This is a genomic window from Cycloclasticus sp. P1 (genome assembly GCF_000299965.1).
In the GTDB taxonomy this organism is placed as follows: Bacteria; Pseudomonadota; Gammaproteobacteria; order Methylococcales; family Cycloclasticaceae; genus Cycloclasticus; species Cycloclasticus pugetii.
In genome coordinates this window covers 1,160,081-1,181,792 of sequence record NC_018697.1, presented here as the reverse complement: position 1 = coordinate 1,181,792, position 21,712 = coordinate 1,160,081, and the positions used below count along the sequence as shown (strand labels likewise).

Annotated in this window: 19 protein-coding genes and 3 tRNA genes; 10 read left to right on the top strand and 12 right to left on the bottom strand. The window is 40.2% G+C overall.

Annotation, left to right across the window (positions count from 1 at the left end; genetic code table 11):
• Positions 1-49 precede the first annotated feature (49 nt).
• From Q91_RS05645 to Q91_RS05600, 10 genes are all read right to left on the bottom strand, one after another.
• On the bottom strand, positions 50-1,450 hold the full coding sequence (locus Q91_RS05645; protein WP_015005922.1) for a mannose-1-phosphate guanylyltransferase/mannose-6-phosphate isomerase: 1,401 nt from the start codon (positions 1,448-1,450) through the stop codon (positions 50-52).
• A 53-nt stretch (positions 1,451-1,503) separates the two neighbouring features.
• Positions 1,504-1,980 carry an FKBP-type peptidyl-prolyl cis-trans isomerase gene (locus Q91_RS05640; protein WP_015005921.1) on the bottom strand — a complete coding sequence of 159 codons (477 nt, stop codon included), beginning with the start codon at positions 1,978-1,980 and terminating at the stop codon, positions 1,504-1,506.
• Between the two features lie 10 nt (positions 1,981-1,990).
• On the bottom strand, positions 1,991-2,335 hold the full coding sequence (locus Q91_RS05635; RefSeq protein WP_016390708.1) for a BON domain-containing protein: 345 nt from the start codon (positions 2,333-2,335) through the stop codon (positions 1,991-1,993).
• A 64-nt stretch (positions 2,336-2,399) separates the two neighbouring features.
• Positions 2,400-3,698 carry a replication-associated recombination protein A gene (locus Q91_RS05630; protein WP_015005919.1) on the bottom strand — a complete coding sequence of 433 codons (1,299 nt, stop codon included), beginning with the start codon at positions 3,696-3,698 and terminating at the stop codon, positions 2,400-2,402.
• Positions 3,698-4,330, bottom strand: coding sequence for an outer membrane lipoprotein chaperone LolA (gene lolA, locus Q91_RS05625; RefSeq protein WP_015005918.1), 633 nt, complete (start codon positions 4,328-4,330; stop codon positions 3,698-3,700). The genes Q91_RS05630 and lolA overlap by 1 nt, the downstream gene beginning before the upstream one ends.
• Before the next feature lie 3 nt (positions 4,331-4,333).
• Positions 4,334-6,628 carry a DNA translocase FtsK gene (locus Q91_RS05620; protein ID WP_016390711.1) on the bottom strand — a complete coding sequence of 765 codons (2,295 nt, stop codon included), beginning with the start codon at positions 6,626-6,628 and terminating at the stop codon, positions 4,334-4,336.
• Between the two features lie 163 nt (positions 6,629-6,791).
• The gene (locus tag Q91_RS05615; protein WP_190274375.1) at positions 6,792-7,571 is read right to left on the bottom strand and encodes a class I SAM-dependent methyltransferase; all 780 of its coding nucleotides are present in this window, start codon (positions 7,569-7,571) and stop codon (positions 6,792-6,794) included.
• A 95-nt stretch (positions 7,572-7,666) separates the two neighbouring features.
• Positions 7,667-7,742 (bottom strand) — tRNA-His (locus Q91_RS05610).
• 77 nt (positions 7,743-7,819) lie between these two features.
• Positions 7,820-7,896, bottom strand: a tRNA-Arg gene (locus Q91_RS05605).
• An 18-nt stretch (positions 7,897-7,914) separates the two neighbouring features.
• Positions 7,915-7,991 (bottom strand) — tRNA-Pro (locus tag Q91_RS05600).
• A 127-nt stretch (positions 7,992-8,118) separates the two neighbouring features.
• Between Q91_RS05600 and folD the strand changes: the two genes are divergently transcribed.
• Positions 8,119-8,973, top strand: a complete 855-nt coding sequence (folD, locus tag Q91_RS05595) for a bifunctional methylenetetrahydrofolate dehydrogenase/methenyltetrahydrofolate cyclohydrolase FolD (protein WP_016390713.1) — start codon at positions 8,119-8,121, stop codon at positions 8,971-8,973.
• On the opposite strand, the gene cysS is transcribed toward folD, so the two are convergent.
• Positions 8,970-10,361, bottom strand: coding sequence for a cysteine--tRNA ligase (gene cysS / locus Q91_RS05590; RefSeq protein WP_015005915.1), 1,392 nt, complete (start codon positions 10,359-10,361; stop codon positions 8,970-8,972). The two genes, folD and cysS, sit on opposite strands and share 4 nt — an antisense overlap.
• A gap of 198 nt (positions 10,362-10,559) precedes the next feature.
• On the opposite strand from cysS, the gene Q91_RS05585 reads away from it, so the two are divergent.
• Positions 10,560-11,156: a peptidylprolyl isomerase gene (locus Q91_RS05585; RefSeq protein WP_015005914.1), complete on the top strand. Its 597-nt coding sequence runs from the start codon at positions 10,560-10,562 to the stop codon at positions 11,154-11,156.
• A 3-nt stretch (positions 11,157-11,159) separates the two neighbouring features.
• Positions 11,160-11,885: a UDP-2,3-diacylglucosamine diphosphatase gene (locus Q91_RS05580; RefSeq protein ID WP_015005913.1), complete on the top strand. Its 726-nt coding sequence runs from the start codon at positions 11,160-11,162 to the stop codon at positions 11,883-11,885.
• 24 nt (positions 11,886-11,909) lie between these two features.
• Here the strand turns inward: Q91_RS05580 and Q91_RS05575 are convergent, their stop codons facing one another.
• On the bottom strand, positions 11,910-12,731 hold the full coding sequence (locus Q91_RS05575) for a ferritin-like domain-containing protein (protein WP_015005912.1): 822 nt from the start codon (positions 12,729-12,731) through the stop codon (positions 11,910-11,912).
• Between the two features lie 86 nt (positions 12,732-12,817).
• Between Q91_RS05575 and sthA the strand changes: the two genes are divergently transcribed.
• The 7 genes from sthA to Q91_RS05540 all read left to right on the top strand — a co-directional run bounded on the left by sthA (position 12,818) and on the right by Q91_RS05540 (position 21,680).
• A complete protein-coding gene (gene sthA / locus Q91_RS05570) occupies positions 12,818-14,230 on the top strand; it encodes a Si-specific NAD(P)(+) transhydrogenase (RefSeq protein WP_015005911.1) in 1,413 nt (470 codons plus the stop codon).
• 60 nt (positions 14,231-14,290) lie between these two features.
• Positions 14,291-14,980 (top strand): SIMPL domain-containing protein, encoded by a 690-nt coding sequence (locus Q91_RS05565; RefSeq protein ID WP_015005910.1) that lies wholly within the window; start codon positions 14,291-14,293, stop codon positions 14,978-14,980.
• A 307-nt stretch (positions 14,981-15,287) separates the two neighbouring features.
• Positions 15,288-16,574, top strand: a complete 1,287-nt coding sequence (locus Q91_RS05560) for a hypothetical protein (protein ID WP_015005909.1) — start codon at positions 15,288-15,290, stop codon at positions 16,572-16,574.
• A gap of 50 nt (positions 16,575-16,624) precedes the next feature.
• Positions 16,625-17,203, top strand: a complete 579-nt coding sequence (locus Q91_RS05555) for an ANTAR domain-containing response regulator (protein WP_015005908.1) — start codon at positions 16,625-16,627, stop codon at positions 17,201-17,203.
• Between the two features lie 170 nt (positions 17,204-17,373).
• Positions 17,374-18,765: a CmpA/NrtA family ABC transporter substrate-binding protein gene (locus tag Q91_RS05550; protein WP_050999770.1), complete on the top strand. Its 1,392-nt coding sequence runs from the start codon at positions 17,374-17,376 to the stop codon at positions 18,763-18,765.
• A gap of 73 nt (positions 18,766-18,838) precedes the next feature.
• Positions 18,839-19,990: an ABC transporter permease gene (locus tag Q91_RS05545; protein WP_015005906.1), complete on the top strand. Its 1,152-nt coding sequence runs from the start codon at positions 18,839-18,841 to the stop codon at positions 19,988-19,990.
• Between the two features lie 10 nt (positions 19,991-20,000).
• Complete coding sequence (locus Q91_RS05540; RefSeq protein WP_015005905.1) at positions 20,001-21,680, top strand: ABC transporter ATP-binding protein; 1,680 nt, start codon at positions 20,001-20,003, stop codon at positions 21,678-21,680.
• Positions 21,681-21,712: the final 32 nt, after the last annotated feature.

Here is a 21,712-nt window from a genome sequence, read left to right as displayed (position 1 = left end):
TGTATTAGTCATTATAGAGCTTTATATAATATCTCAGAGGGCTCGATGATTATGTCCGACTATAATCATCCTCAAAACGAATAATGTCATCTTCACCTAAATAAGCCCCTGACTGTACCTCAATCATTTCGAGCAAAACTCGACCAGGGTTATGTAATCTATGTTTGGTACCAACTGGGATGTAAGTGGATTGGTTTTCTGAAACCAGCATAACTTTATCATCGCAGGTAACTTCTGCCGTGCCTGTCACTACAATCCAGTGTTCAGCACGATGGTGGTGCATTTGTAATGATAATGAAGCGCCTGGTTTAACCGTAATTCGTTTAACTTGGAACCGTTCACCAACATCAATAGCGTCATAATGTCCCCAAGGGCGATAACATAGACGGTGGTTTTCTGCCTCTTTACGGTCTTCATTTACCAGTCGGTTGACTATGCTTTTTACATTTTGTGCAGATTTTTTACTCGCGACCATGACGGCATCAGCGGTTTCAACAACAACAATATCATCTAACCCTATAACAGATACCAAACGGTGCTCACTATGAATATAAGCATTTTGCACATCTTCAACGATCACGTCGCCTTGTAAAACATTATTATCGGCGTCCTGCTGCGCGCATTCCCATAAGGAAGACCAGGAACCAACATCGCTCCAGGCGGCATCTAACGGTACAACAACGGCTTTGCTGGTATGTTCCATCACTGCATAATCTATTGAGTCTGAGTCACAAGCTTCAAATGAAGCAACATCCAAACGAGTAAAGTCGAGATCTTTCGTACCTTTAGCTAAAGCTTCACGGCAACTGGACAAAATCTCAGGTGAATATTTTTCTAATTCACAAATCAACGTGGATGCTTTGAACATAAACATCCCACTATTCCAATAGAAATTACCTGAGTCGGCATATTGCGTAGCAGTCTGTAAGTCTGGTTTTTCTACAAACGCTTTAACGGGGCTGATGGTGTTTTTTTGATCGGCCTGAATATAACCGTAACCGGTGTTTGGGGAAGTGGGCACGATACCAAACGTTACAATCTTGCCCTGTTCTGCTTGTATTTTTGCAGCTTCAATAGCTTGATGAAAAGCTGTAAGGTCATCAATAACATGGTCTGCGGCTAAGACTAATAAAACTGGATCATCGCCCATTTTTTGAGCTTCTAACGCTGATGTAGCGAGCGCTGGCGCAGTATTTCGCCCAACAGGTTCTAAAATAATATTAGCTGAGGTGATTCTTAATTCTTGCAATTGCTCTGCTACCATAAAGCGATGATCGTTATTGCAGACAACAATAGGTGATTGAATACCCTCAAGTCCACTAAGTCGATTTAGCGTTTCTTGAAACATGGTATTTTCGCCAAATAAAGCAATAAACTGCTTAGGTTTGTTCTTTCTAGACAGTGGCCACAGGCGTGTACCACTTCCACCCGACATAATAACTGGAATCATAAACTTCCTTATTTAATCCTACTCAGTAACTGCATAATGCCTAATAAAATACGTTAATCAATAGCAATCAACTCAACATCAAAAATAAGCGTTGAACCGCCTTTAATGGCCCCCATAGATTGGTTGCCATACGCTAATTTGCTGGGTATAAAAAAACGTGTTTTTTCACCTGTTACCATTAACTGCACACCTTCAGTCCAGCCTTTAATGACTTGGTTTAGGCCAAAGGCAATGGGCTCACCTCGATCTACAGAACTATCAAAGACCGTTCCATCTAACAAAGTACCATGGTAATGAACGGTCACTTTATCGGTCGAAGTTGGGTGCACTTCACCATCACCTGGTGAAAGAACTTTGTATTGTAAACCTGATGCGGTGGTTATAACGCCCTCTTGTTCAGCGTTTTTTGCTAAGAACTCTTCACCAGCTTGAATATTATCTTTAGCGTTTAACGTTGCTTTACCATTTAAAAAATACTGAACCAGATAAAAAACGGCTGCAATGACAACAATAATAAGTAAAATTTTCATAGCAGCTCTATTATTGAATGACCGTCAATTTTGAAATCACTTTACTAACCCCTTTTACCGAGCTTGTAAGACTTATGGCTCGATTTAATTGAGCTGAGCTCTTAACATGTCCATATAGGGTGACCACGGAACGGTAGGTATCAACATTAATATCAAAAGCATCAATCTGCTTATCTTTGATTAATGTAGTTTTGACTCGAGTGGTTATAGAAATATCCTCTGATATAACACCAACAGGTCGCTCGTCAGTACCAACTGCATAACCGCCAGCACCAGCGCCACCAATTAACACGGTTGTGCAAGCACTTAGGAAAAGCAGAAGGGGTAAAATAAGCAGAGTAATAAATTTATTCATTGCTAAATCAATTAATGTGTCAGTTAATGAGTGGTAATAATACCTTTTAATATAGCGGAATATTTTATTTTTTTGCTTGTTGGTTAAGTTCTCTTAAGTATCGAAGCTTTTCAGCAATCTTTATTTCAAGTCCACGATCAACTGGTTCGTAATAAGTCGAACCAATAAGCGCCTCTGGTAAATAATTTTCCCCTGCAGCAAAGGCATTGGGCTCATTATGTGCGTAACGATAACCTTCATGATAGCCCTCTTGTTTCATTAAGGCTGTTGGCGCATTTCTAAGGTGATAAGGAACATCCAAACTACCTGTTTTTTTTATAACGCTGTCAACTGCATTGAAAGCGCTATATACGGCGTTACTTTTTGCTGCACAGGCCAAGTAAATTACTGCTTGCGCAAGTGCTAACTCACCTTCAGGGCTGCCTAATTTTTCTTGTGTTTCCCAGGCATTTAAAGCTATTTGTAACGCACGTGGGTCTGCATTACCGATATCCTCAGAGGCAATACGGACAATACGTCGTGCGACATATAACGGATCGCATCCGCCATCAAGCATGCGTTTTAACCAATATAGCGAGGCATCGGGGTCACTACCACGAACGGATTTATGTAACGCCGATATTTGATTGTAGAAGTCTTCACCGTGATTATCAAAACGCCGCACTCCGTCTTGAACAACCTCATTAATTATATTGGTTGTAATGGTTTTATGTTCGTTTGCAGAAGCCAGTTGAGCGCTTAATTCAATAAAATTTAATAACCGTCTGGCATCTTTATCTGAGGCATTCAGTAATAATTGAATGGCCTCATTGTCGATAGTAAACTGGCTATCGAGCCCTTTGTTTTTATCCGTTAAGGCATGATTAAGGATAGCTCGCAAATCGTCTTCTTCAAGTGATTTTAATGTGTAAACACGCGCTCTGGATAATAATGCATTATTGAGCGAAAAAGAGGGGTTTTCAGTGGTCGCGCCAATGAACGTAAAAACTCCGGCTTCTACATGTGGTAAAAAAGCATCTTGTTGTGATTTATTAAAACGGTGTACTTCATCAACAAAAAGAAGCGTGTTTTGTTGTTTATCTATACGATTTTTTTTTGCTTGCTCAACAACGGCTCGAATATCTTTAACGCCGGCTAAAACAGCTGAAAGTGAAATAAAGTCGGCCTCGGCTTGTTGCGCAATGATTCTTGCTAAGGTTGTTTTACCAACACCTGGAGGGCCCCATAAAACGAGCGAGTGTAATTGCCCTGATTGAATTGCTTCATAAAGGGGTTTACCCTCAGATAAAAGGTGTTGTTGACCTGAAAATTCCTGTAACGAGGTGGGACGAAGGCGATCGGCTAACGGTTCACTGGGTTTCATTAGTTCGGTGTTTCTTCAAAAACATCAGCGCCATCGGGCACAATAAACTCGAAGGTTTCGTCTACAATAGGCTCGTTAATGGTCACATCAGTAAATAATAAATTGGTGGTTTGGCCAAAACTATCATGCAGACGCATTTTGTTGAGTAGGCCATCTTTAAAACCCACCTTAATAAATTCAAAACCACTTGAGTCTTCTTTAGGCGTTAGCATTAACCATTCTAATTGCTCGCTGTTATCCAACTGAGTAATATTAAAAAGCGTATCAAGTTCAATAGAGCCAAGAATTACTGCTAAAGGCGAGGAACCAACCGATTGCGACGCATCTTTGATGGTAACTTGCTCAAGGTCTTCGTCGTAGACCCAAAGCTTATCCCCGTTTGAGATAATTTTTTGCACATAAGGCGTTGCGTAGTGCCAACGAAATTGATTGGGCTTTTTTATCCAGAACTCACCGGTTGATGATTGAATAAAAGAGCTTTGTTCACTGCTAATGACCTGAGTAAATTGACCGCTAAGGTTTACATAGTGTTGCAAATGAAGCGCTAGATTATCTTCGCTGCTTTTTGCGACGCTTGGTAAAGTAAAAGCAAATAAGACAAAACAGCAAAAAACGCTACGAAGTGTATTCATAATTTATAACTCAGGTGGTGGTGGGGCCAATACTTCACGTGAACCATTCGATTGTAATGGACCGACAACGCCACAGCGTTCCATTTCTTCAATCATTCGTGCGGCTCGATTATAACCAACCCTTAATTGGCGCTGTACACCAGAAATGGATGCTCTGCGTGTCTCTGTTACAATTTTTAAGGCTTGATCATACAGCTCATCGGAATCTTCCGAGCCACCACCAGACCCTCCCCCGTCAAACTCAGCCGGGTCAGAGGCGGTCAAAATGCCATCTATATAATTTGTTTTGCCTGATTTTTTAAGTTGTTTAACAACTTTATGCACTTCATGATCATCCACAAATGCTCCATGAACACGTTGTGGCAAACCAGAACCTGGGGGTAGATACAACATATCACCATTACCTAGTAAGGATTCTGCACCGGACTGATCGAGTATCGTACGCGAGTCAATTTTTGATGACACTTGAAAGGCTATTCTTGAAGGAATATTGGCTTTAATTAGGCCAGTTAACACATCAACCGATGGGCGTTGTGTTGCCAACACTAAATGTAAGCCAGAGGCCCGTGCTTTTTGCGCAAGCCGGGCAATCAACTCTTCAACTTTTTTACCAACCACCATCATCATGTCGGCAAGCTCATCTATTATGATGACTATTTGAGGTAACTCAGTCAGTGTGCCAGCCTCATCCTCATCAATAAAGGGTGTTGGCTCCCATAATGGGTCAGCTAAAGGGCTCCCCTCTTTTATTGCATCTCTTACTTTTTTGTTATAGCCGCTTAAATTTCGCACACCCAATAAGGACATTAATTTATAACGCCTTTCCATTTCGGCAACAGACCAACGCAATGCATTGGATGCCTCTTTCATATCAGTTACAACAGGGGTTAATAAATGTGGAATACCTTCGTAGACTGATAGCTCAAGCATTTTTGGATCAATCATGATCATTCGAACTTGTTCCGGTGTTGCTTTATATAGCAAGCTTAAAATCATCGCGTTAATGGCAACAGATTTACCCGAACCGGTTGTGCCAGCAACCAATAAGTGCGGCATTTTAGCCAAGTCAGCAACCGTAGGTTGACCGGAAATGTCTTTACCTAACACCAATGTTAAAGGAGAGTTTGATTTTTCATACGCTTGAGAAGATAGTATTTCACTAAGCCTCACCATTTCACGTGCTTCATTGGGTATTTCTAAGCCAATCACAGATTTGCCAGGAATAACTTCTACAACACGTACGCTATGTGTGGACATCGAGCGCGCCAAGTCTTGAGCAAGGCCGCTAATTCGACTGGCTTTTATGCCCGGCGCGGGTTGAATTTCAAACCGTGTAATAACAGGGCCCGGATTAACTGCGACTACATCGACCTCAACACCAAAATCTTGCAGTTTTAATTCAACCAATTTCGACAGTGCTTCAAGCGCTGCTTTAGAATACCCTTCAACCTGCTCGGTAGCCTTATCTAATAATGCCAAGCCTGGCAAGGCACCTGCAGGCTCATCAAATAACGCTACTTGTCGCTCTTTTTCAACACGCTCACTGCTTTTTATTTCTCTAATAACAGGCTCAATTCGTGCTTTCGGCTTGGCTGCAAATATTTTCGATTGCTTTTTGAATGAATCACTACGTTGTTTTTTGACGGTAACAGACGTTTTACGTTCTTTGCTATCTTCAATGTAGGCTTTTAACAGGCGAAATGCTTTTATTGATAAGGCACCAAGTTTATCCATCAGACCTAGCCATGAAAGCCCAGTAGAAAGTGTGATACCGATAAGGAAGAAGCTCAAGAGAATAAGTGTTGCGCCCTGAAAAGCAAACAGATGTGTTAGAAAATCTGTTAACTCTAAGCCAATAATGCCTCCCGGTGAACCAGGAATGGTGAGCCAACGTTGGTAATAATGCATGTCTAACAAGCCAGCTCCGGCAACTAAAAATACAATAAAGCTAACCCAACGAATGACTTGGTGCGTGAGTGTATCAACATGTTTGGAACGTGCTTCAGATAAGAACTTCCATGCGCTGCTCATTAACATAAAAGGAAGAGCAAACGCCATAAATCCCATGATAGATAACATGAAGTCTGCTATCCATGCGCCAACAACTCCGGTGATATTTAATACAGCCTGTCCCGTGCCACTATGCGTCCAACCAGGATCGTCCACGTGATAACTAAAAAGTGAGCCCAGCAAAAATAAGCTGACAGCAAGTAATACCAAAAAAGCCGACTCTTTTAACAGCTTTACAATCTGTAAATGTGCGGGCGAAGGCGTTGAAGTTGTCGTTTTTTGATTCACGTAATAATTTATTTAAACTGGTTAAGTGTGTGCTTTTTTCCGACTGATTAATTGCAATATACAGGCTACTTTAAGACTGATAGGCGACTATTCTCATGTTCTATCTTATCATTTTCATAACAAATGTTGAGCTTAAAGAAGGGATCTTCTCGACAGGCATAATCTATGAATTAACATACACATCGTATCGTGTATTCACACTATTAATAGTGTAACTCGGAAAGCACTCATTGAGTGGAGCTGCAGATTTTGGTCGCTTCACTACAACACGATGCATGGCAGTTTTCAGTGCCGTCTCTAAAAGCTCATTATTATTTGAATTATGTGCGACAAGATATTGTAATACTTGCATTTCTTTTTTTATTTTTGCCGATTTTTTTCTTTCTGGATACATGGGGTCTAAGTAAATTATATCCGGTAATTTACTATTAATATGTTGGTAAGTATTTAAGTGAGTTATTGAGTCTTGATAAATGCATTTCATCCTATCAGCAATATCCGCAACGCTACTATCATGAGTGGCTCGATCAAGGGCATCGGCTAATAAACCATATAAGGCGGGGTGTCTTTCACATAAAGTGACTTGCGCACCCAGGCTAGCTAAAACAAAGGCATCTTTTCCCAGTCCAGCAGTGGCATCTAAAATACTCCAATCTGGGTGTTTATTTAGCCCGCACGCTTTTGCCAGAGGCTGGTTTTTACCTCCACCATATTGTCTACGGTGCTTAGCTTTGCCATTGATGAAATCAATGCATAGCTGCAAAGGTTTATTAGTCGTTCGTAGTTGAAGGTTAAGGCGTCTATCGTTATAGATTAACAAACAAGCTTCAGAGGTATCGTCAGTGTCGATGAGTCGATAATCACCCTTATTAATAAGGTATTTGATCTCAGGAGGTGGTTCGCTTGGCTCAGTGAGCAAGATGGGAAATGGTTTAAATGGCAAAATATGGCCTGCTAAGAAAATAACACCGAATTTTAGTTTAAAAACTAAAACAGTGAAATGACTAGGCATATTTAACGGAAAGAATAATCGTAAAATGGGGTGGATGAAGGGACTCGAACCCTCGACAACCTGAGTCACAGTCAGGGGCTCTACCAACTGAGCTACACCCACCATCGACGATTTTAAACAGAACTTAAATTTACAATTTTTATCTCTTAAAGGGTATAACCAACTTAACCTAGCCTTAATGGCGCGCTTGACAGGACTCGAACCTGTTACCCTCGGCTTAGAAGGCCGATGCTCTATCCAGATGAGCTACAAGCGCTTCAGCATAAGTAAAAATTGGTCGGGGTGGAGAGATTCGAACTCCCGACCCACTGCTCCCAAAGCAGTTGCGCTACCAGGCTGCGCTACACCCCGACTTCCTTCAGAAAAAATGCATAAATAATGCAATAAGTCTGTAGGTGGGCGATAATACGGCACACGGTAATTTTGGTCAACGCTTCTTTAACAAATTTAACAAAGAACCTTAAAAAATTTAAAAAATATGACATTTCAAACGATTGATGGAAAAAAAATCTCAGCTGAACTAAGAGCTGCAATAAAAAAACAAACAGACGGTCGAATTTCTCGTGGTTTATCAAAACCCGGTTTAGCGGTCATTTTGGTAGGTGAAAACCCCGCTTCTGAAGTTTATGTACGTAATAAATGTAATGCCTGTGAAGAAGTCGGCTTCTATTCTTTATCAAAGACCTTTCCTTATGGTGTTACTGAGGAGGAGCTCCTTAATTTAATTGATGACCTAAATAATAATTCGGCTATTAACGGGATTCTTGTCCAGCTACCGTTACCAGAGCATATTAATGAGGAAAGAATCATCGAAGCGATTGACCCGCTTAAAGATGTAGATGGCTTCCATCCTTATAATATAGGTCGCTTAGCGCTTCGTATGCCGGTTTTAAGGTCTTGTACACCTAAAGGCATTATGACCTTACTTAAAAGCACTGGGCTTGCCCTTGAGGGCAAAGAAGCTGTTGTTATTGGCGCCTCTAATATTGTGGGTCGGCCTGTTTCATTAGAATTATTAATGGCTCGTTGTACCGTAACCACTTGTCACAGTCGTACAGTTGATCTTGAGGCGCATGTTAAACGTGCAGATATTATTATTGCCGCGGTTGGGATTCCAAGTTTTGTAAAGGGTGACTGGGTTAAACCAGGCGCTGTGGTTATTGATGTCGGTATTAACCGTCTAGAGTCAGGTAAGCTGGTTGGGGATGTTGATTATGAAACGGCTTCAAAAAAAGCAAGTTGGATAACACCCGTACCAGGTGGTGTTGGCCCAATGACCATCGCTTCTTTACTTGAAAACACCTTACAAGCAGCTGAATTACAAAGCAGTTAACCCCTGCGCCAAGTTGTTTCAGGCCCCTTATCTTCTAAAATAACGCCTTGTTCTTTTAAGCTATCGCGAATTTGATCAGCTAAGCCCCAGTTCTTATTCGCTTTAGCTTCAAGGCGCTGATTAATTTGAGCTTCTATCTCTTCATTACTGATACTGGCATCTTGTCCCGCCATTGATTTTAAAAACAGATCCGGGTCTTGGCTCAAAAGACCCAGCGGTTCGGCCATTGTTAATAAGTCAGCTGCGGTTTTTGCCGCCTGCTCTGGTTGTGTATGTTTTAATTTATTTAATTCGTTTGCGCATTCGAACAGTACGGCAATGGCTTTTGCAGAATTAAAATCATCGTTCATCGCATTTTCAAATTGTTCGATATACGTTGATTTAACCTCATTTTTTACAGGCGTGACATCACGTAGCGCTGTATAAAGCCGTTCTAATGCGGAACGTGACTCAGTTAACTGATCGTCTGAATAATTCAATGGGCTGCGGTAATGGCTTGATAGCACGAAAAAGCGAATTTCTTCCCCGCGGTATTTTTTCAACACATCTCGCACGGTGAAAAAGTTACCCAGTGATTTGGACATTTTTTCATCATCAATGCGCACAAAACCATTGTGCATCCAAGTGTTAACGTATTTTTCACCTGTTGCTGCTTCTGATTGAGCAATTTCATTTTCATGGTGAGGAAACTGTAAATCCATTCCACCTCCATGAATATCAAAATGGTTTCCAAGGCAACACGTTGCCATTGCAGAGCACTCTATATGCCATCCAGGCCGACCATTACCCCAAGGCGATGACCATGAAGGTTCATCAGGCTTAGCAGACTTCCATAAAACAAAATCAAAGGGGTTACGTTTACTGCTATCAACATCTACCCGCTCTCCTGCATTCATATCATCTAGTTTTCGGCCTGATAATTGGCCATAATTCTCAAACGATTCAACGCAATAATACACATCATTATTTGGCCCAACATAGGCATTATCATTAGCAATCAACTGTTCGATCATAGTAATAATAGCCTCCATCGAGTCGGTTGCTAACGGTTCGATGTCGGGAGAAAGGACGTTTAATGAAGCTTCGTCTTGATGCATCTCATCGATAAAGCGCTTAGTTAATTGCTTGAAATCCTCACCCGATTCAATCGATCTAGTAATAATTTTATCATCAATATCAGTAATATTGCGCACATACTTAACGTTATACCCTAAGTACTTTAAGTACCTTGAAACAACATCAAAAACGACCATAACTCGCGCATGTCCGATATGGCAAAAATCATAAACGGTCATACCGCATACGTATAAATTAACCTCTCCTTTGTTGATTGGAACAAAAGTTTCTTTCTGCTTTGTTAAGGTATTGTGTATTTTTAGTGCGCTCATTTTTATAACCAACATTATTTAAGGGCGAATAATAACCGATTCATTGAATCTCGGCATGATTAGCATGCGATATTAATCATATTAAGCCGCCCTGTTTTGTTTAAAGCTCGAGTTTTTAAAATAACGAATGTGTGAGCTTTATCAAAACCAGCTAAGAAGATAAGATACACAGCTTAATTTATTGTAGGAGTTTTACTGATGACCAAAAAGTTAATCCAATTTTTAAAGGTATCTATTGCTAGCGCCCTACTTTTCGCAACTGCAACTTACGCAACGGATAAAAATATGAGCATGACAACTATTAAACTAACCACAAACCAAGGCGATATTACTCTAGAGTTGGATGCCGAAAAAGCACCTAATACTGTTAAAAACTTTGTCACTTACGTTGAAGAAGGCTTTTATGAAGGCGTTATTTTTCACCGAATCATTCCTAACTTTATGGCACAAGGCGGTGGTTTTACCGCTGATTTTGCACAGAAAGAAACCAACAGTGCTATACAAAATGAAGCCGATAATGGTTTAGCTAACGACCGTGGCACGATTGCAATGGCACGAACTGGTGACCCGCACTCAGCAACAGGACAATTTTTTATTAACTTGGCTGACAATGACTTTTTAAACCACAGTTCAAAAACACAACAAGGTTGGGGATATGCTGTTTTTGGCAAAGTAACTGACGGTATGGATGTTGTTGATAAAATGGCCGCTATTCCTACTGGCTCTGGTGGTATGTTCCCAACGGATGTTCCTCAAGAAACTGTCATTATTGAGAAAGCTGAGGTTATTAAGTAATTCGTGACTCAGCACATACATTTTATTTCTGACTTACACCTTACCCAAGATAGGCCTGAAAATACGCAGCGATTTTTAGCCTATCTTGAGTCCTTAAGTAGTGATGTGTCAGCTTTATATATTTTGGGCGACTTGTTTGACGTATGGGTTGGTGACGATGACCCAACCCCGCCTAATGAAGCAGTTAAAACACACTTAGCCAAAGTTACTTCCAAGGGAGTTAAGGTGTACTTCTTGGCGGGCAATAGAGACTTCTTGGTCGGCAAAAAGTTTTTTGCTGATACTCAGGTGGTCAGCTTAGAAGACGAATATATTATTGATTTATTTGGCACGAGTACCTTATTAATGCACGGCGACCTGTTGTGTAGTGATGATGTCGAATACCAAAAATTTCGAGACTTAACGCACACGCCTGAATGGCAACAAAGCATTTTATCTAAACCTCTTCAAGAACGCTTGGCGATGGCTCAACACTACCGGCAAGAAAGTCATTTAAATAAAGCAAACAAGTCGATGGAGATTATGGATGTTAATACCTCTACCGTTGTTAATTATGTTAAAAAACATCAGGTAAAACGTCTTATTCACGGGCATACACACAGACCAGATATTCACTCGCATATTGCGGACGGGGAAGAGATTGAACGTTTTGTTTTAGCAGAATGGGATCATAGCGGCAGTGTTCTCGACTGGAGTGAAGACGGTTATCAGCTCATCGAACTTTCTTAGTCTTAACGTAGCTGGTTCTATATATTATGTTTGCTTTAATTTACGTTTATCAAGGCGTTCAAGCTCTAACAACTCACTGGGCGTAAAACCGGCCCGGAGCCGTAAAGGTTTATTAAATGGGCCGAGTATTTGACCTTTTAATAAGCGTTCAACATGTTCGAAAAACACATCTTCACGCTCGACTCCTTCGTTTTCACAAACAAAATCTAGCCATTTTGTACCAAATTCAACATGTGTCACTTCATCTTCTAAAATAATTTCTAAAATGGCCGCTGTGTCCATATCTTTTTGGGCATATAGTTTTTCCAACATGGCTGGGGTAACATCAAGCCCACGAGCTTCTAGGTAACGTGGAACCAATGATAAACGAGCAAGTAAATTATCGTCTGTTTTAACGGCCATACTCCATAAACCATCATGCGATGGATTGTCACCATATTGACAATCATAGGTCGCTAAATGATTGCATAGTAATTGAAAGTGCTTACATTCATCATTAGCAACATAGACCCAGTCTTTATAAAACTGTGCCGGCATACCTTTAAAACGATAAGCAATATCTAGGGCTAATTTAATCGCATTAAACTCTATGTGTGCGATAGCGTGTATAAATGAGCGCTTACCTACTTCTGTTCCTAGCCGCCTACGTGGTAAATCTCTGGGTGCAACACAGATGGGCTTGTCAGGAAAACGTACGAAGTCTATTGGTTTAATAATGCGGTTTACTGGCTCAATAAAAGAGCTATTTTGATGGCACAACTCAAAAGCTTGCCGTGTCATCTCAATCGTTTCGTTAACCGATGAGCTCAATAAGGCATTTTCGAGCGAATTAAAAAAATCAGGCATTAATAAATACTCTTGGCGAAAAGCAGATTTTATCGTATCTGTTGTATACTTGCTCAGACGTTTATAAATAATTATGAGAACAATTAATGAGTACATATGACTATGATGTAATTGTTGTAGGCACAGGCCCAGGAGGTGAAGGCGCCGCAATGAAGGCTTGTAAAGAAGGTAAAAAAGTTGCCATCATAGAAAAATATAAAGAGGTTGGCGGTGGCTGTACTCATTGGGGAACAATTCCCTCAAAAGCATTACGTCAAGCGGTTCAGCGTGTTATTCAATTTAATCGCAATAGATGGTTTAAAGAAGCCTGCGGTGGCCGACTTCACTTAACGTTTCCTCAACTTTTAAGTTCTGCTACCGACGTGATAAAAAAACAGGTTGATATGCGAGATGGCTTTTATGAACGCAACAATCTTGACTTGCTATACGGCACAGCTAGTTTTGTTGATGAAAATACAATGCAGGTTAAACCTAATGCCGGTGGTAAAGTAAAAAAAATAACTGCCAAGGTATTTGTGTTGGCGCCTGGCTCTCACCCCTATCGTCCTGATGATGTGGATTTTAATCATCATAATGTTTTTGATAGCGATACTATTTTAGACTTAGACTTCACACCACGCTCAATTACAATCTATGGAGCGGGCGTTATTGGTTCCGAATATGCTTCTATCTTTCAAGGGTTAGGGGTTAAAGTTAACCTTATTAATACGCACTCTACTTTGCTGGCCTTTTTAGATGAAGAAATCGTACATGCCTTAAGCCATGATATGCGAAACCAAGGTGTTGTTATCCGCTCTAGTGAAGAATACGATTCAATAATACCTGACGATAAAAGCGTTGTTACCCAATTGGTTTCAGGAAAAAAGATTAAAACTGATATTTTTCTATGGGCCAATGGTAGGACCGGTAACTTTGATGACCTAGCATTAGACAAAGTCGGCATCACCCCTAACTCTCGCGGTCAAATTAATGTTAACGAGAATTACCAAGTGGAAGGTAAAGAACATATTTATGCGGTTGGAGATTTTATTGGCTATCCAAGTTTAGCCAGCGCCGCTTATGATCAAGGCCGTTTTGCCGCAACCCATATCGTTGATGGTTTTTGTGATGCTACTCTGGTTAAAGACATTCCAACAGGCATTTATACTAATCCGGAAATTAGTTCAGTTGGCTACACAGAAAAAGAATTGACCGAGCAAAAAGTACCTTATGAAACCGGTTATTCACGTTTCGATTCACTGGCAAGAGCGCAAATTTCTGGTGAAACTCAGGGTTTATTAAAAATAATTTTTCACTCAGAAACATTACAAATATTAGGTGTGCACTGCTTTGGTGACCAAGCGGCTGAAATTATACATATTGGGCAGGCGATTATGTCGCAAAAAGGCGAAGCAAATACCCTGCTGTATTTTACTAATACAACCTTTAACTACCCAACAATGGCTGAGGCTTATCGAGTGGCTGCTTTAAATGGTTTAAACCGACTAGATAACCATTAAGATAGTATTCAGCTTAGGCCCGTATAGTAAGTTACACCCCAATAAAATAATGAGTTAAAGATGAATAAATGGATTTTGTTGTTTAATTTAATATTTTTAACCAGCCCTCTAATGGCTCATGATAAGCCGTTTGATGGAGTTGTTAATTTACAAGCTTCTGCTAGTTTAGAGGTTGAAACCGATACGATGCTGGCCAGTATTGCTGTTGAAGCTGAACATTACGACCCCGCTGTTTTGGCTGAACAAATCAACCAAAAAATGTCTTGGGCTCTTAAAACAGCCGCCCCCTTTAAAACCGTTAAAGTTAAAGGTGGGCAATACACATCTCATCAACTTTATAACAAACGTATTTTTAAAGCTTGGCGTGGTATTCAAACTATAACGCTAGAAAGTAAAGACAGTGAGGACTTAGGCAAGCTGATTGGCTTATTACAAAAAGAATTACTAATTAAATCCTTGCGCTACCAAGTCTCAGAAGAAAAATTAAATGCAACTAAACAATTATTAACAAAACAAGCTATTGCCGACTTTAAGGCGCAAGCACAAACGATCACTAACGAGTTCGATAAAAATATGTATATTGTTCATCAAATTAATATCCATTCGAACAACCAGCATCGCCCAGTCTATTACGCCAAATCAAGAATGCTTTCAAGCAGTGCAACTGATGAAGCTGCTCCTGCTAACTTACAACAGAACACGTCAACTATCCAAGTCAATGTTAATGGCTCAATTCGCCTAGTAGACTAAGGCTAACAAGCTTAATTCTCATTCGCACCATTTTAGTGCCTATCTATCATATCAGCACCTAAAGGATGCGACGCAGCATTTATTTGCCTCATAAGCCTCTACCAATCACTGTATTGCCAATAAATTAAACTTGGCATAACCATTGCACTACTTGTAGCTGTTATTTCTTTCGATTAAGTCATAACACACTGTAACGGCGCAGTCATGAACACCTTAATTTATAAAGCAAAGGCGCTAACTCGGTATATTCGTGTTGGTTGCTTTAGGTTTTATGTTTTTTTAAAAAAATTTAACGTAGAGAGTTAATATGAAAAGCAACAAAAAAAGTCACTCAAACCCTATCATAGTAGGCGCTATTGCTAGCACGATACTAATGACAACAGCTCCTTTAGCGCAGGCGGAGGAATCTATATTAAATGCCCTATCCAGTGGTAAAGCCAGTTACAGCGCTAGACTACGTTATGAAAATGTCGATCAAGAAAACTTATCTGAAGAAGCAAACGCTTATACCGCTAGATTAACGGCGGCCTATAAAACAGGAACGTATTATGGGTTTGGGCTTTTTGGTGAAGTAGAAAGTGTTCATAGCTTATTTAGTAACAATTATGCGCATCCATCTCAAGCCAAAGGTGCTAAATACCCTGTTATTGCTGATCCTAATGAAACAGAGCTTAATCAAGGTTACTTGTTTTACACAGGGCTTGAAGACATGTCTGTAAAATTGGGGCGACAAGCATTGACATATCGTGGTGCACCCTTTCATCGGCATATCGGTACGGTTGCTTGGCGTCAAAATTGGCAAACACTGGATGCATTCTCTATTTCTAATCAGTCGCTTAGTGATACAACCATTAATTATGCTTATGTATGGAATGTAAATCGTATCTTTGGTGAAGATGCGCCTGAACCACTTGATAATTTTGACAGTGATTCACATTTATTTAATATCCAATATAGTGGTTTTAAAGCTGCAAAAATTGAAGCTTATGCATATTTATATGACTTTGAAAATGCAGATGCTTTTTCAACCAATACATATGGTCTAAGACTTAGCGGTGCTAAGCCTATCAGTGATGCGACTAAGGTTATTTATACAGCTGAATACGCCACCCAATCAGATGCCGCTGATAACCCTAACTCAATAGATGCTGATTATATTTTGGCTGAACTCGGCACAAAAATATCATTTAATGGGCCTATCAACATGCTATTGTTAAAAGCCAGTTATGAATTACAAGAAGGTAATGGCGGCGCTGACCGTTTTGTAACAATTCTTGGAACAAATCACGCTTACCAAGGCTGGGCGGATAAATTCTTAGTAACCCCAGGTGATGGTGTTGAAGATATTTACTTAACAGCTGTGACGACTGCTTATGGCATAAAATTTGTGGCAGCTTATCATGACTTTAGTTCAGATAATAATAGCTACGATTACGGTACTGAGTTTGATTTGATGGCTACTAAAAAAGTAGGTAAAAACTACACCGTTGGTCTCAAGTATGCAGATTACAATGCTGACAATAATGCTTTAAATATCGGCCCAACAGCCGTTGATACGACTAAATTGTGGGCTTTTGTAAGCGCAAAATTCTAGTCATGGCATTGATATAAGCCTTTTTTTAAAGAAGCATTAATCGACACTTAATGAAACCTAGAATCCTATTATTTAATACAACGGCTGATGACCTCCTAGATGTTCAGGGGCATTTATCTGACTCTATTTACGAGGTAACAGCCGTTACATCACAGTTAAGCGACATTAGTCGTGCTGCTCTTACTGGCTCTATAGATATTGTGATGGCAGTAACGGAAAAACGTTTTGATCAATTATTTAGTTGTATACAACAAATTAACGTGCAAAACCCTATTCCGGTTATTGTCTTTACCTACGAAGACAGTAGAGATGTTATTCAAGCAGCCATTAAAGTAGGTGTAAGTGCTTATATTGTAGATGGCCTTCAGGCCAAACGTATTGTGTCTATTATTGATACCGCTTGTTTTCGTTTTAACGAGCAACAGCTTATTAAAGAAGAGTTAGAGCGAACGAAAAATACGTTAAGTGAACGTAAGATTATCGATAAAGCAAAAGGCATTATTATGCAACGCTCTAAAATTAGTGAAAATGAAGCTTATAAAGCAATGCGTAAAATGGCGATGAATAAAAATATCAAAATGGTAGATCTAGCAGAAAGCATAATCTCAGCAAGTGAAATATTGGCATAGGTATTGCTTTTTAATTTCTAACGAATAGTACCACCCCCGAACTTGGGGCTTAAAACTTAATAGACCTTATAAGGTCACAAGACAAAGACGTCTGCTAGCTTGTTTTCTTTAAAACGAAAATAAGCGGCGGGCGTTTTTTTTGCATTTTATAAACGTAAACAGGAAAAAAAATGAAAAAAAATCGTAAGACTTTCAGTAAACGAAACATCGGAGGCATGTTTAAAAGCTGTCTGGCTGCTTTAGCGTTAACAATGGCAGGTAGTTTAACGGCTGCACATGCCGTTGAAGAACTTGAAAAAGATGAACTTAAGTTTGGTTTTATCAAATTAACAGATATGGCACCGTTAGCGGTTGCCTATGAAAAAGGTTTTTTTGAAGATGAAGGCCTGTATGTCACCATTGAACCACAAGCGAATTGGAAGGTGTTACTTGACCGTGTGATTGATGGCGAGCTAGACGGTGCACATATGCTTGCCGGGCAACCACTTGGTGCAACCATAGGTTTTGGCACTAAAGCGGATATTATTACTGCCTTTAGTATGGATTTAAATGGTAATGCGATTACTGTTTCAAATGATATTTGGGCAGAAATGAAACCTAATATCCCCAAAGGTGCTGATGGTAAGCCAGTGCACCCTATTAGTGCGACCGCACTGAAGCCAGTTGTTGATCGATATAAATCTGAAGGTAAGCCTTTTAATATGGGCATGGTTTTCCCCGTATCAACACATAACTATGAGCTACGTTATTGGTTAGCTGCAGGCGGAATCCACCCGGGCTATTATTCAAAAACGGATATCACCGGTCAAATTGATGCGGATGCTTTATTATCGGTTACCCCTCCTCCTCAAATGCCTTCAACGCTTGAAGCCGGTACTATTTATGGCTATTGCGTTGGAGAACCTTGGAACCAGCAAGCCGTCTTTAAAGGTATTGGCGTTCCTGTTGTGACAGATTATGAAATTTGGAAAAATAACCCAGAAAAAGTATTTGGCGTTAGTGCAGAGTGGGCAGAAAAGAACCCCAATACACATAAAGCCGTTATTAAAGCATTAATTCGTGCAGCGCAATGGTTAGATGCTAACAACGATGCAAACCGTCCAGAAGCGGTAAAAATCCTGTCTCAATCTGAATATGTTGGTGCTGACTACGATGTAATCGCTAACAGCATGACAGGCACATTTGAGTATGAAAAAGGCGATAAACGTGACTTACCAGACTTCAACGTTTTCTACCGCTACTTTGCTACCTACCCTTATTATTCAGATGCTATTTGGTACTTAACCCAAATGCGCCGCTGGGGTCAAATTACCGACGAAAAATCAGATCAATGGTTCCACGACATTGCAAAAAAAGTCTACCGTCCAGACATTTATTTAGCAGCCGCTAAAGAGTTGTTAGAAGAAGGGAAAATTTCTAAAGCAGATATGCCTTGGGATACCGATGGTTACCGCGAACCACAAACTCACTTTATCGATAACATCACCTTTGATGGCCGCACACCCAATGCTTACCTAGAGAAGTTCAACATTGGTTTAAAAGGAAAAGACACTGTTAAGTAAATAACGGTATGACAATGATAGGTACCCGTGATGATGCGGGTACCTATTTAACAAAAAAACTAGAGGTAACACTATGCCTGTTGATACAGCATTAGAAGATAAAAATATGAAAAATCAAGAAGCGAGTAACACTACAAATTCATCAGCAGACTCACAAGAGTCTGTTGCCAATAAGCCTGAAAAAAAGGTCGCCAATGAAGGCGTTAAAATTTCCGTAAAAATTAATAATTTTTTAGAACTAATTGGCTTTACTTGGTTTATACCCATCGTAAAACTGTTGGCTGGTGAAGACCCTGTTGTACAGCTAAAAGAAGCGATAAAAGTTATTGGTGTGCCGGTATTAGCCATGTTGATATTTATTGGGTTTTGGGACTGGGGCGCTGCGAAAATCCAAACGAGCCTAGGCGCTATTCCTGGCCCTGCTGCGGTATGGCAAGAAACAAAAAGCCTTGCCGCCGACCACTACAAAGAGAAAGAAAAAGAAGTCGCTTTTTACAAACGTCAGGAAGTTCGTAATGCTAAAAAGCTTGAAAAGAACCCAGATGCGGTTATTAAAATTCGTGATTACACTGGCAAAGCAACCTATCCGCAACAAATTATGACCAGTTTATGGACTGTTTTCGCAGGCTTTTTATTAGCCTCTGTTGTGGCTATTCCACTGGGTGTTATTTGCGGATTAAGCCCTGCTTTTAATGCTGCCATTAACCCGATTATTCAAATATTTAAACCTGTTTCTCCATTGGCTTGGTTACCTATAGTCACACTTATTGTTAGTGCACTGTATGTGGTTGAGGGGGACGCTACATTTAGCAAGTCCTTTCTTGTATCGGCCATCACAGTAACATTGTGTTCATTATGGCCAACTCTAATTAATACAGCCGTCGGCGTATCTACTATTGATAAAGACTTAATGAATGTCTCAAAGGTTTTACAACTCGGGTGGTGGAAAACAGTCACTAAAATTGTTTTACCTAGTTCGCTGCCATTAATTTTTACAGGCTTACGTCTATCACTTGGTGTCGGTTGGATGGTATTAATTGCTGCAGAAATGCTAGCGCAAAACCCAGGTTTAGGTAAATTTGTCTGGGATGAATTCCAAAATGGCAGTTCTCAATCGTTAGGAAAAATTATGGTTGCTGTGTTTACTATTGGTATTATCGGTTTTATGCTCGATCGTATCATGTTGACGCTGCAAAAATATTTTTCATACGGCGACGCAATGTAGGAGAAAAGATATGTCATTTTTAGCACTTAAAAATATTAGTAAATCCTACGGTAGTGGTCACAATAAAAGTGACGTTCTGAGCAATATTAACCTTGATATTAAAGAAGGTGAATTTGTTGCTATTGTTGGGTTCTCGGGCACAGGTAAAACTACCCTTATCTCCACTATTGCAGGTTTAATTAAACCTGATAGTGGTGAAGTGACAATGGAAGGTAAAAAAGTTACTGGCCCCAGTTCAGAACGCGGTGTTGTCTTTCAGAGCTACTCCTTAATGCCTTGGTTAACTGTTTTTGGAAACGTTGCATTAGCTGTTGATTCTGTCTTTAGTGATCTTTCTGCTTCTGAACGAACAGAACGCATAGAAAAATACATCAATATGGTGGGATTGTCGCATGCGACGCATAGGCACCCTTCTGAACTATCTGGTGGTATGCGACAGCGTGTTAATGTTGCACGAGCTTTGGCGGCAAGCCCACATGTTTTATTATTAGATGAGCCACTCAGCGCACTAGATGCATTAACGCGCGCGAACCTACAAGATGAAATCATTAGAATTTGGGAACAAGAGAAAAAAACCGTGGTACTCATCACGAATGATGTAGATGAAGGGTTGATAATGGCCGACCGGATTATTCCATTAAACCCGGGGCCAAATGCTACGTTTGGTCCCGAATTCATTGTTGATCTGCCAAGGCCGCGCGATAGAACAGCCATGAACCATGATGAAAATTTTAAAAAATTACGCAGTGATATTACTCAATATTTAATGAGTGTCGGCATCGGTGATAGTGCTGATTCAACAAGTAATGTTTATCAATTACCCAATGTCCAGCCTAATACAGCCAGTGACTTTGGTCTTAGTGACGACGAGAAGCCTGATGCACTGAAACCTTATTCAAATAATATGGGTGATAAAAAATACTTAGAGTATTTTAATTTAACCAAGGTTTACCCAACACCGAAAGGTCCCTTAACAGTAGTCGATAAATTTGAACTAAATATAGGAAAAGGCGAGTTTATTTCAATTATTGGCCATTCCGGTTGTGGCAAATCGACTGTATTGTCTATGACCGCAGGGTTAACCGACATCAGCGATGGCGGTATTGTTTTGGACAAGAAAGAAGTCAGTGCCGCGGGCCCTGACAGAGCAGTTGTTTTCCAAGCCCCTAGCCTTTTTCCTTGGTTAAGTGCGAAAGAAAATGTTGCTTTAGGCGTCGAGCGAGTTTATCCGCATTGCACCCCAGCAGAACGAAATAGCATTGTTGAGTACTATTTAAGTAAAGTGGGCTTAAGTGAAGCCTTCAATAAGAAAGCCGCTGAACTTTCAAATGGTATGAAACAGCGTGTCGGTATTTCACGTGCCTTCGCCCTCTCCCCTAAATTACTGTTACTCGATGAACCATTTGGTATGTTAGATTCTTTAACAAGGTGGGAGCTTCAGGAGGTGTTAATGGAAGTTTGGACACGGACTAAAGTCACTGCCATTATGGTGACACACGATGTTGATGAAGCTATTTTACTGGCTGATCGTGTTGTGATGATGACCAATGGACCTAATGCTAAGGTTGGTAAAGTTATGAAAGTGGATTTACCACGTCCTCGAACACGTAAGGCACTGGTATCGCACCCTGATTATTATAAATACAGGGAAGAGCTGCTAACCTTCCTAGCAGAGTGTGATAATCACTAAGCTATTAGAAACGCTAAAGCCATAAAAGGCGC